The 12,225-nt window shown below is 26.9% G+C and carries 9 protein-coding genes and 2 pseudogenes; 10 read left to right on the forward strand and 1 reads right to left on the reverse strand.

Going from position 1 to position 12,225, the window contains the following annotated elements; genetic code table 11:
* The first annotated feature begins 43 nt into the window (after positions 1 to 43).
* The 7 genes from ACTNAO_RS04565 (at position 44) to ACTNAO_RS04595 (ending at position 9,768) form a co-directional block, all read left to right on the forward strand.
* Positions 44 to 1,312, forward strand: coding sequence for a hypothetical protein (locus ACTNAO_RS04565; RefSeq protein WP_441026587.1), 1,269 nt, complete (start codon positions 44 to 46; stop codon positions 1,310 to 1,312).
* 164 nt (positions 1,313 to 1,476) lie between these two features.
* Entirely contained in the window at positions 1,477 to 3,951 is a 2,475-nt protein-coding gene (locus ACTNAO_RS04570; protein WP_441026589.1) for an alpha-amylase family glycosyl hydrolase, read from the forward strand.
* 16 nt (positions 3,952 to 3,967) lie between these two features.
* Positions 3,968 to 4,864 (forward strand): PKD domain-containing protein, encoded by an 897-nt coding sequence (locus ACTNAO_RS04575; RefSeq protein ID WP_441026591.1) that lies wholly within the window; start codon positions 3,968 to 3,970, stop codon positions 4,862 to 4,864.
* A gap of 106 nt (positions 4,865 to 4,970) precedes the next feature.
* A complete protein-coding gene (locus ACTNAO_RS04580; RefSeq protein WP_441026593.1) occupies positions 4,971 to 5,909 on the forward strand; it encodes an AAA family ATPase in 939 nt (312 codons plus the stop codon).
* Entirely contained in the window at positions 5,906 to 7,015 is a 1,110-nt protein-coding gene (locus tag ACTNAO_RS04585; RefSeq protein ID WP_441026595.1) for a DUF58 domain-containing protein, read from the forward strand. Before ACTNAO_RS04580 ends, ACTNAO_RS04585 begins: the two co-directional genes overlap by 4 nt.
* Positions 7,016 to 7,045: 30 nt before the next feature.
* On the forward strand, positions 7,046 to 9,226 hold the full coding sequence (locus tag ACTNAO_RS04590) for a transglutaminase-like domain-containing protein (protein WP_441026597.1): 2,181 nt from the start codon (positions 7,046 to 7,048) through the stop codon (positions 9,224 to 9,226).
* Entirely contained in the window at positions 9,211 to 9,768 is a 558-nt protein-coding gene (locus ACTNAO_RS04595; RefSeq protein ID WP_441026599.1) for a VanZ family protein, read from the forward strand. The genes ACTNAO_RS04590 and ACTNAO_RS04595 overlap by 16 nt, the downstream gene beginning before the upstream one ends.
* A gap of 120 nt (positions 9,769 to 9,888) precedes the next feature.
* Here the strand turns inward: ACTNAO_RS04595 and ACTNAO_RS04600 are convergent.
* Positions 9,889 to 9,995 (reverse strand): annotated as a pseudogene (locus tag ACTNAO_RS04600) (dihydroorotate dehydrogenase); the annotation flags it as partial.
* Positions 9,996 to 10,183: 188 nt separating this feature from the next.
* Here ACTNAO_RS04600 and metA point away from each other — a divergent pair.
* From metA to ACTNAO_RS04615, 3 genes and pseudogenes are all read left to right on the forward strand, one after another.
* Positions 10,184 to 11,101, forward strand: a complete 918-nt coding sequence (metA, locus tag ACTNAO_RS04605; RefSeq protein ID WP_441026601.1) for a homoserine O-acetyltransferase MetA — start codon at positions 10,184 to 10,186, stop codon at positions 11,099 to 11,101.
* A gap of 98 nt (positions 11,102 to 11,199) precedes the next feature.
* Positions 11,200 to 11,676 (forward strand): annotated as a pseudogene (locus ACTNAO_RS04610) (IS607 family transposase); the annotation flags it as partial.
* Positions 11,618 to 12,225, forward strand: a 608-nt coding sequence (locus tag ACTNAO_RS04615) for an RNA-guided endonuclease InsQ/TnpB family protein (protein WP_441046305.1), incomplete at its 3' end; no start/stop codon positions are given. The pseudogene ACTNAO_RS04610 and the gene ACTNAO_RS04615, both read left to right, overlap by 59 nt.

A 12,225-nucleotide genomic window follows, 5' to 3' on the forward strand; every position in this document is an offset into this window, starting at 1 on the left:
GTGTTTGCACATTTTAGAAATAATTAAGGGGAATAATTAATAAATGAGTAAATTTTTAAAATCAATTTATGCAGGAATTACTATTTTAGCACTTACTTCTACTGTATCATTAGGAGCATTTACAGCAATTACAGCATCAGCTGAAGATTCGGATGAAAATATGATTGCATTAGTTGATCCAGTAATTGATAGTATTGATGCAAAAGATAATAATAATGGTACTGTTACTTTCACAGTAAATGCTAGTGGTGGTATGGTAGGAAATAACTTACTATTCTATAAATTCTATGTTTTAGATGAAAATGGTGAAAAGGTTCAAATAAATCAGGACAAGGGAATAGGACAAAACTATTCAACTGATAACACATACATTTGTAAACCAGGAACTGATGGTAAGTTTAGAATATGTGTTGAAGTTCAAAATTCACAAAATGATGTTGTTAGTGAAACAAAAACTTACGAAATAAATACTGATACACCAGACACACCAGATACTTCTGTATTAAAGATTAACAAAATAGAAACTAATGTTACTAAAGACACTGTTGTTAACGATGATGTTAAAATATCTGCTGATGTTACAAGTGATGATGATGACTTAACATATAAATTCACAGTAGTTGATTCTAAAGGAAATGAAGTATTTAGTAAGGAAACTGCAAAATCTACTGTTACATGGACTCCTAAAGCAGCTGATGAATATACTATAAAAGTTGATGTTACTGATTCACAAGATAATACTGAATCTGAAACTCAAAAGGTTGTTATAGGAACTGCACAAGATGGAACTGATGATGAATTAACAATAAATGTTTCATTAAGCAGCCAAGATGTATATGTAAATAAATCTGTAACAATTAAAGCTGAATCTAATGGTGGTATAGGTGATAAGAAGTATAAATTTAAGGATTCATCAAATAGTGGAGTAGCAACATTAAGAGAATATGAAGAAGGCAATGAATTTGAATGGACACCTACATCAGAAGGAACACATACTTTAACAATTTATGTTAAGGATGATTCTGGTGTTACTAAGAGCAGTAAGATTACAGTAAATGTAAAAGCAGAACAAACTGGTAGTGATAAGCCAAGCACAAATCCAGATGATAGTGATAAGCCAAATACAAATCCAGATGATAGCGATAAGCCAAATACAAACCCAGATGATAGTGATAAGCCAAGTACAGATCCGGGTAAAGATAATGATGGAAACAATACTGGAGATTTATCTAAGGGAATTTTACCAATAGGAACATTTGCAGTTATGTCACTTGGATATATTGTAGCTTCATTAAAAAGAAAAAATAAATAATTAAAAATAAAATTTAATTTTAATGCATACATTTATTTTAAATAATAAGTGTATGCATTTTTTTAATAAAAAGTTCAAAAAAATTACATAATATGTTTCTAAAATTAGCAAAATATGATAATATGATATTATAGAAAATATATTTACTACATAAGGGGGATTAAATGAGTAAATTAACAAAAAAGTTAATGTGTTTAGTGGCATCTATCATGGTTTCGTTTACAATGATATCATCAAGTGCATTAGCAAAGAACAAGTTAGAATTAAGTAGTGATACTGAAAGTGTTGAAGAAGCACAAGTTTCAAATCACGGTTTACCTGATTCTATTGATGATGGAGTTATTCTTCATGCATGGAATTGGTCTTTTAATAATATTAGAAAAAATATGAAGGAAATTGCTGAAGCTGGGTATAATACAATACAAACATCACCTGCACAAGCATGTAGATTAGGTGAAACATGGAAAAAAGCTGATCTTGAACAAACAAATGATAAGCCTACATGGTATTATCTTTATCAACCTACATATTTTACATTAGGTAATGATTATTTAGGAACAGCAGAAGAATTTAAAGCTATGTGCGAAACTGCACATAAATATGGGGTAAAAATAATAGTTGATGTAGTTGCAAATCATTTAGCTGATTGTGGCTCAGAACATAAAGATAAGGTGGATACTGAATTATATGATGAAGCAAGGAAGTGTTCTGGCTTAGATGATCCTAATAGAATTACAGGTTCAGATTGGAAAGTAAGGGATAAAGTAACACAAGGTTGTTGCATAGGTATGCCTGATATTGATACTAAATCAAAAACAGCTCAAAATAAAATAGGATCATATCTTCAAGAATGTGTAAAAAATGGAGCTGATGGTTTTAGATTTGATGCAGTAAAAAGTATTGAACTTCCAGAAAAATATGAAAGACCAGGAGCAACTTCAAGCGACTTTTGGACAACAGTAATGGGAATGGCAGATAGTGCAGCATCTGATGAGGGGAAAAAATTATTTTATTATGGTGAGGCACTTCAAGGTGATGAACCAGGAACAAATGCAGTTGGTTATACTAACATTATGAGAATTACAGGAAGTCAGTATGGTTTCTGCTTAAGACAAGCAACAGGCTATGTTATGTGGCAGGAAGAAGTAAAAGGTAAGGATGAAATTAGAGGTGATGGTGCTAATAGGGATCCAAGTGTAACAAATGTAGCGTTAGATATGGTTCAAGGTAGTTGGTCACCAGATGGACTTACTGCTGAGTGGGTAAAAAATCCAACTTCTATTCCTGAAGGTACTCAATGGTCAATGGATAACATATCTAATGATAAATATGTAAGTTGGGTAGAAAGCCATGACCTTTATGCAAACGCTGGAGCAACAAGATGCATGGATACCCCAAGAAGAGAAGTGGCATGGGCATTAATGACTGCAAGGGATAAGGTTGTACCATTATTCTTTAATAGACCAGTAGACACTGATTTTGGATCAAATGCTAATTCACCACAGGGTGAAGCATACAAAACTATGGGAGAAAGAGGTTCAGATGATTTTGCATCTAAAAATGTAGTAGCTGTTAATAGATTTCATAATGCAATGGTTGGACAAGCTGAAAAAATATCTACAGCACAAGGAAATGGAAATGGTGGTGATCCTAAGATACTTGTTGTAAATCGTGGCAATAAGGGAACTGCTATAATAAATACTGGAAGAGATAGTGAATTTGAGGTAGAGTCCTCACTTCCAGATGGAACATATGAAAATCAAGCAGAATCGGGTGGATCTTTTAATGTATCAGGAGGAAGAGTTTCTGGGAAAATCCCTGCAAATGGTATAATAGTTTTATATACACCAGAGGATATAAACTTTGATGATGTAAAAGATGATGACTCAGATATAAAGGATGATGATTCAAAGAAGGATGATGCTAAAAAGGATGATGAAGAAGCTATCTTAAAAATAAATAGCATAAAAGCATCAAAGAATGAAGCAAATGTTTCTGATGATATTACAATTACAGTAAATGCAACAGGTACAAATTTGAAATATAAATTATCGGAAATAGTTGATAATGATGAACAAGATTATACAAGTTTTATTAAGAAAAACTCATTTACATGGTCAAGTGATGAAGTAGGGAAACATGTATTAAAAGTAAGTGTTACAGATGGACAAAAGACAGTAACTAAAAATATCACAATTAATATAGTAGATCCTAATGTTTCTGATAAAGAATTAAGTGTAGTATTAAATAGCACTTCAAAAACTATATCTTTAGGTGATAGTATATCTTTATCAGCTACTGCTTCTGATTATAGTGGTATATGTAAGTATCTATTTAAGTACAAAAAATCTACTGATTCTTGGGAGGATGGACACAATATTTCAAGTGGCTATACTTCAGCTAATAAAGTAAAGTGGGAAGCTCCAGAAGAAGCAGGAAAATATGATGTAATAGTTTATGTTAAAGATAGTGAAGGAAATACTGCTGAAAGTGAATCTGTAAGATACACAATAAAAGAGTCTGAATCAAAAGATGATGATACATCTGATTCTTCTGATTCAACACTAGTATTATTAATTTCACTTACAATGATGCTGTCACTAATGGGAATGGTAAAAACTTATAAAAATAATAATTAAAATGGGGAATATATAAATGAGTAAATTATTTAGAAAAGGTTCTTTAGCATTATTAATTGCTACTTTAGGTTCAAGTTTATTGTTAACTAATTCCTATGTATATGCAGATGATATTTCAGTAGATGCAAGTAATGAAGTAGAGGAAGTAAAGGCATCATCAAAGCCTGTTATAAATAAACTAACAGGTGAAAAAAACAAGGATGGTTCTGTAACTTTCACTGTAGATGCAACTGGTGGTGAAGATGTAGGAAATGGACTTCTTTTCTATAAGTTCTTTGAAGTTGATGATAATGGTAAAAAGAAAGATATTAATCAGGATGAAGGTATAGGAAGGAATTATTCTTTAGATAATACTTATAAATCAGAGGGTACATCAAGTGGTAATCATAAAATTTATGTAGAAGTTCAAAATTCTAATAATGAAACAGTAACTGATTCATTATGGTATGAAGAAAATAAAGGTGATGAGCCATCAGGAGATGATAATCCTTCAGAAGATCAAGAATCTTTAAAGGTTACATTAAGTAAGAATAATGTAAATTTAGTGGTTGGTAATACTGTTAAATTTACAGCTAAAAGTACTGGAGGTAGCGGAACTGTAAAATATAGCTTTAAGGTAAGTGGACCAAGTGGTACAGACACTTCAGAATATCAAACTTCTAAATATTATAACTTAAAATTAGAAGATGAAGGAAGCTACACAGTAACAGTAACTGCAAAAGATGAAGCTGGTAATAAGGTAACAAGTAGTAAGGTATCTTTCTCTGTAAAAGCACCACAATCTTCAGATGACGATAAAAAGGATGATGATTCACCTACTTCTGATAATAAAGGAATAGTTGTATTTTTAGCAGCACTTGTTTCATCTATTCCATATATGGCATTATCAAGAAAAAAGAAAAATTCTAAGTAGTTATTAATTAAAATTTACAAAAAGCATTGAAGTTGTTTCAATGCTTTTTTTGTATATATGTGGTAAAATTAAAATAGATATGTATATGTAGAATTGGAGGTAAATAATGAATAGGGCTTTAGATATTATTGATAATATGGAAAAAATAATAATTGGCAAAAGAGAAGTTATTGAAAATATTGTAATTGCATTACTTGCAGAAGGACATATACTAATTGAGGACGTTCCTGGGGTAGGAAAAACAAGATGTGCTGAAGCGTTAGCAAAATCCATAAATGGTACATTTAATAGAATTCAATTTACACCCGATGTTATGGCATCCGATATTACTGGATTTACAATGTATAATAATAAAACAAATGATTTTGAATATAAAAAAGGTGCTGCCTTTTGCAATTTTCTTTTAGGAGATGAAATAAATAGAGCATCACCTAAAACTCAATCGAGTCTTCTTGAAGTTATGGAAGAAAAACAAGTAACTGTAGATGGAATAACTAGAAAAGTACCTAAAATTTTCATGGTTATTGCAACAGAAAATCCTATAGAAAGTTCAGGTACTAATAAGCTTCCAGAAGCACAAATGGATAGATTTATGTTTAAGCTTTCAATTGGTTATCCTACTAAAAAACAGGAAAAGGAAATGCTTAAAAAATATGCATTTAAAAATCCTCTTGAATATATAAAACCTGTTGTATCAGTTGATGATATTATAAAAATGCAGGAAGAAGTTAATAATATAAATGTAAGTGACAGTATAGAGGATCTAATAATTTCAATAGTTTCAAAAACAAGAGAAAGTGATAAAATTGAACTTGGAGTTAGCCCTAGGGGTAGTATATGTCTTTATAGGGCTGCTAAAGCTAAAGCATATATTAGTGGCAGAGATTTTGTATTACCTGAAGATATAATATCCATAGCAAATGAAGTGCTTGGTCATAGAATAATACTTTCATCAGAGGCTATTTCAGATGGATTTACTGTTAAATATCTATTTAAAGATATATTAAATAGTTCATTACATGAAAATAGCAAGGTATTATCATGAGTAAAAAGATTTACAAGTATTTAATTATTTTATTGTTAACTTTTGCTTTTACATATGTTTTTGAGTTAAAAGAATTATATATGCTTTTATATATTCTTTTTTTACTTCCATTAGTAGACATATTATCTTTAAAATTATATTTATCAAAAGTTAATAGCAAGATTATTATTAATGATTCTTCTTGTACAAGAGGAGATACAATAGAATTTGGTATTTTTATTCAAAATAATAACATTTTCCAAGTAAATAATTTATTAGTTACTATATCTTTTGAAGGATGTATAAATAATAATGAAATTTTTATTAAGAATATTTGCTTAGAAGGTAAAAAACATTTAGTTTTAAAAAGATATATAGAAGCATCACATATAGGTGTTGGGATAATTAAATTACAAACTATATGTGTTAAAGGATTATTTGGATTATTTAAAAAAGATATTATTATAAATAAAGAAAAAGAAATAAATATTAAGCCTAAAAATATAGACATAAAAGGATGTAAAAAGCTTTTGCATAATAGTAATTATAATAATTTTGGAAATAATGAATTTGCAGGGGAACTTGATTTAGAATATAAAGATTATGAACCTGGTGAATCTGTAAGAAAAATAAATTGGAAAATATCATCAAAAAGGCAAAAATTATTAATGAGGAAAAATATACAAAACTCCCAAAAAGAGACAATAGTTTTTATTCTCGATAGTTATATTAATAAGAATAATTTGTATTATAAAAATCGTGATAAATTAATTGAAAGTTTTATAAGTATAGTAAGTTATTTTAATAAGGACAAATTTGAAGTTAAAGTATATATATATTCATTTAATGGATATATTAAGTCTGAAATAATCAATAAAGAATTATTTGTTAATTATGACTTTGAATTGTTGAAAGATGACTTTAAAAACCTAGAATTTAATGATTATAATAATTATGTAATAGTAACAAGTAGAATAAATAATAAAAATGAATCAGTAATAAAAAAGTTTATTAAGTTTAATAAATCACATTTAAAGATTGTTTGTACTAATGAGTATAAAAAAAAGCAAGAAGGATTTAAATTTTGTGAAATTTTTTATATTGATGATAATAACAATATAAACTAGCATAAGCTTATGCATTGGAAGGATATTAATATGGATAAAATTTTAAATGTAATTACAAAAAATACTTTAGAATTGATTTTTAGTATTTTGGGAACTGAAATTATATATTATTCATTATATAGACAATTTAATATATGGTATGCATTAGTTATTGTTATACTCAATATGGTATTTTTTTGCTTTTATGATAATATTCTTAAGGGTTTTAATAAAATTTCAAAAATATATATAGTATCTATTTGTGCTTTTATAGCATTTATGATGGGATTAATAAAATTTGAAGAATATAATAACAACATATCATATTCAACATGGATATTTAATGGTGGATCTTTAATTGGTAAAAGTTTTATATATGAAAGTGTTACACTGATCTTTTCAACATTAATTTTTTCAGCTATGTTTTTTTACTTTACAATAAAGGTCTTAAAAGAACATATACTTATTCTTCTTGTTTTTATTGTTCTTATTATGCATATGAAGTGTATGTATAATAGAGGAAACATATTTATATATTTATTTATAGGTACATTTATAGGAATACTATTAAATAGAAATAAAAGTAATAAAAATAATATTTTTATATTAATTATAGCTAGCTTTTTTATGTTAGGTGCATATAATATGCCTATACCTAAAAGTTTGCCAAGTATAAAGCCATTACAAAATCTAAAGGAATATTTTTCTGTAGGTATTAATTCTTCTGATGAAAGAGGGTTTAATGTAGAATTAAACAAGAATAGGAATATTAGTGAGTCTACATCTGAAAATCCTGATACGGTTATATATAGTATTTTTGGTAGTAACCCTTATTATCTTATTAATCATAATTTTGATGAATATATAGATAATGAATGGAAGCTTGACAATAATGAATTATATTTAGGAAAGAGCATAAATAAGTATGATGTGGATATACCTATTCAATTTACTATTAGCAAATTATCAAAAAGTAACTTAGAGTACATAATTAGTGCTAATAATGATGATAGTTTTAATAAGATGATAAATTTAAGATCATGTAATTATATTACAAGTCAATTATCGCATCCAGCAAATATAATAAGGTGTCAAATTAATGGAGATAATGAAGATATATTTTTAAATGGGTATGATATGTTATTTAATAGAAATGTAGATTATTTTCCATCAGATAATTTATATACAATGTTTTTTACAAGTAATAATCCAAAGTTAGGTAGTAAAGAAGATCTTATAATGAAATATTTTAATGAGGATAGATATAAAAGATTTCTAGAACAGGTATGCAGTGATAAAGAAAAGCAAGAAATACTTGATGATATTAACGAAAGTACAAGCCCTTATACAAGTATTCATAAAAATATTTCAAAGGATATAAGAAAATTATCAAAAGATATTACAAAGGATTATGAATCTAATTATGATAAGGCATTAGCTATTGAAAAATACTTAAAAAGTGAGCCTTATGTATATGATTTGTCAATTCCAGAATCAACAAATAGTGATGATTATATAAATTACTTTATTTTGCAAGGAAAAAGAGGTTATTGTATTCAGTATGCTACAGCAATGACAATAATGTGTAGAACTTTAAAAATTCCAGCTAGATATGTAGAAGGGTATTTAGTATCAGAGGAGCAATCAGAAGATAATGAATATGAAGTCAAAGAGTCTGATGCTCATGCATTTGTAGAAGTGTATATACCTGGATTTGGGTGGAAAATATTTGATCCAACACCTTCATTAGAAGATGATATTTTTAGTAAAGAAAATAGTAATATTAATTACTTTAAATATTGCAATGGAATGAATTATAGTAATATTATAAAATATATTTTTATAATTATTTTGTTAATTACATTTATATATATATTAGTTAAGGTAACTAAAAGATATAGAATTATAAAAAAAATAACAAAGAAAGAAAATGAAGAGGCATTAGAAGAAATTATTAGATATTCAATAATTTTATTAAAAGAATTAAATATAGAAGTTATGGATGGTGAAACTGAAATGCAATTTGCATCTAGAGTTTTGCTAGAAAATGATATTGATATTTTGAAAAACATAAAAGATTATTATAGGTATAAATATAATAATGAAAAAGTATCAAGGAGTAATTTAAAAGAAGCAGTTTTTATAAATGAGGAAATATACAAAAAGGTAAAAAAGGCTAGAAAACAAAAAATTATAAAGAAATTAAAGGTGATTAGATGCTTAAAAAGATAGTAAGTGTAGTTTTATGCATATTATGGATGGGATTTATTTTTTATAATTCAAGCAGAGATGGAACACAATCTAATGAATTTAGTAATAAGGTTTTATATAAAATTATAAATGAAATAAAAGGAAATGCTTCAGATAATGAGCTTTTAGAAGGCCCTGTAGTTATAAATAATAATATGATTAATAAGGATGTAAATGGAGTAACTATAAATATAGATACTTTTGTAAAACAATTTGAACTTACTAATCCTAGTATTTTTATTAGAAAAAATGCACATGCTTTTGAATTTCTTGTGCTTGCAATTTTATTTGCATCAGTATTAAGAAGTTTTGGAATGAAAATAAGAAAATCAATAATTTATGTAATGTTTTTTGTGCTTTTTTATGCAGTTACTGATGAATTTCATCAAATATTTATTCCTGGAAGAAATTCAAATGTTTTTGATATTGTTGTAGACTTTATTGGCGGCTTAATTGGGATTTTATTATTTATAATTTATTACTTTATAGTAGCATTAATAAAAAAGAAATTAAAAAAATCTTGATTTTAAATTATTTTTATTATGCTTAAAAAGTTAAATTTAAGGCTTAACTTTTTAAGCATGATATTTTTGTGAAGGTTTAACCACCTAGTGTTATATCTTGTGTTTCATATCAATTTAATGCTTTTTTTGGACTTTAGGTCGTTTTGTATTGTCTGCAGTAAAACCATAAAAAGTTAATTCTTTTACGTACCATCAGGAATTATACCTATGTGATTTGGAACTTTCAAATTAATAACCTCCATTAAAAATAAAGTACATAATAATATTATTGCCAATAATGTTATTTTTAATCATGTATATTTAATTAGAAAATTATTAAATGCAACAAAATGTCTAATGTATTTATCTATGAAATACGTATAATGTGCTATAATATTACTAAATTAATAATTATTACATTAAAGGAGTGACCTATATGCCAATTAAAATTCAAAAGGAATTACCAGCATTTAAAGTATTAAGTGATGAAAATATTTTCGTAATGAATATTGAAAGGGCTGCTACACAAAGTATAAGACCTTTAAAAATTGCAATACTTAATTTAATGCCTAAAAAGATACAAGCAGAAAATCAGATATTAAGATATTTATCAAATACGCCATTACAGGTAGAAATTACACTTTTAAATACAAAGACATATCAATCTCATAATACACCATTAGAACATTTAAACAAGTTTTACTCTCATTTTGAAGATATAAAAGATCAAAAATTTGATGGCCTTGTTATAACAGGTGCACCAGTTGAACAAATGCCATTTGAAGATGTTAAATATTATAAAGAACTTACAGAAATAATGGAATGGAGTAAAACTAATGTATATTCAACATTACATATTTGTTGGGGAGCTCAGGTAGGTCTTTACTATCATTATGGAATACCTAAATATCCTTTAAAACAAAAAATGTTTGGAGTATTTACACATAATGTTATTGATGAAAAGGCTGAAATTACAAGAGGATTAGATGATTGTTTTTATGCACCTCATTCAAGACATACAGAAGTTAGAAGAGAAGATATTGAAAAGGTAAAAGGAATAAGAATTTTATCAGAATCTAAAGAAGCTGGTGTATTTATTGTTGCAAGTGATGATAATAGAAAAATATTTATTACTGGTCATTTAGAATATGATAGAGATACTTTAAAGGATGAATATTTTAGAGATAAAGAAAAAGGACTTCCTATAAATATTCCAAAAAACTATTTTCCAAATGGCGATACAAGCAAAAAACCTACAATGCGTTGGAGAGGAAGTGCTCATATTGTTTTTGCAAATTGGCTAAATTATTGTGTATATCAAAATACTCCATTTGATTTACAAGAGATAAAATAAAAGGAGATTATTAATAGTTATTAAAAATATATTCAAATATAATCAAATGTAATATAATATATTTAGGGGTGATTATATTTGAGTAAAAATTATAAACCAAAAGAATTTGCTATACAAGAGTTTCAACTTCTAATCAAAAAGATGATTTAAAAAATCAAGTAGAATTTCTTAGACAATACGCTAATGCAAAAGGAATTATAGTTGATACTGTTATAGAAGATTACGGAAGTGGTCTAAACTATAATAGAAAACAATGGAATAAACTTATAGATGAATGTATGACTAATGAAATAGGTACAATAATTATTACACATAAAGATAGATTTATTCGATTTGGATTTGACTGGTTTGAAAAATTTCTTAATAAATTTGGAGTTAAATTTATTATTGTTAACAATGAGAGTTTATCTCCACAAGAAGAACTGGTTCAAGATATAATTTCAATATTACATGTATTTTCATGTAGAATATATGGTTTAAGAAAATATAAAAAGAAAATCAAGGAGGATATAGAAGTTGAAAAGAGCATACAAAACAGAGATAAAGCCAACACAAAAGCAGATAGAAAAAATTAATCAGTCTATTGGAATTTGCAGATGGCTTTATAATTCGTACCTTGCTAAAAACAAAGAATTATACGAACAGTACAAACAAGGATTGATAACAAAAGAAAAAGCTTTTATGTCTGCTAATGACTTTGATAAATATACTAATAATGAAGTTAAAGTGTTGGATGATTTTAAATGGATAAATAACTGTGGTTCTAAAGCTAGAAAGAAATCTATGTGTAATGCTGAAACTGCATACAAAAGATTTTTTAAAGGACAATCTAAATTTCCTAAGTTTAAAAAGAAAAGTAAATCTGATGTTAAATTATACTTTCCTAAGAACAATAAAGGTGATTGGAAAGTGGAACGTCATAGAATAATGATACCAACATTAAAAAATGTTAGATTAAAAGAATATGGTTATATTCCTGTTGGAGCTAAAGTTATTAGTGGGACAGTATCTAAAAAAGCAGATAGATATTATGTATCAGTTATTGTTGATATAGACGCTCCTATTATAAAAAATACAAATAAAGGTATAGGAATAGATTTAGGATTAAAAGATTTTGCAATATG

The organism is Clostridium sp. HCP1S3_C6 (assembly GCF_052066735.1).
Lineage (GTDB): Bacteria > Bacillota > Clostridia > Clostridiales > Clostridiaceae > Clostridium.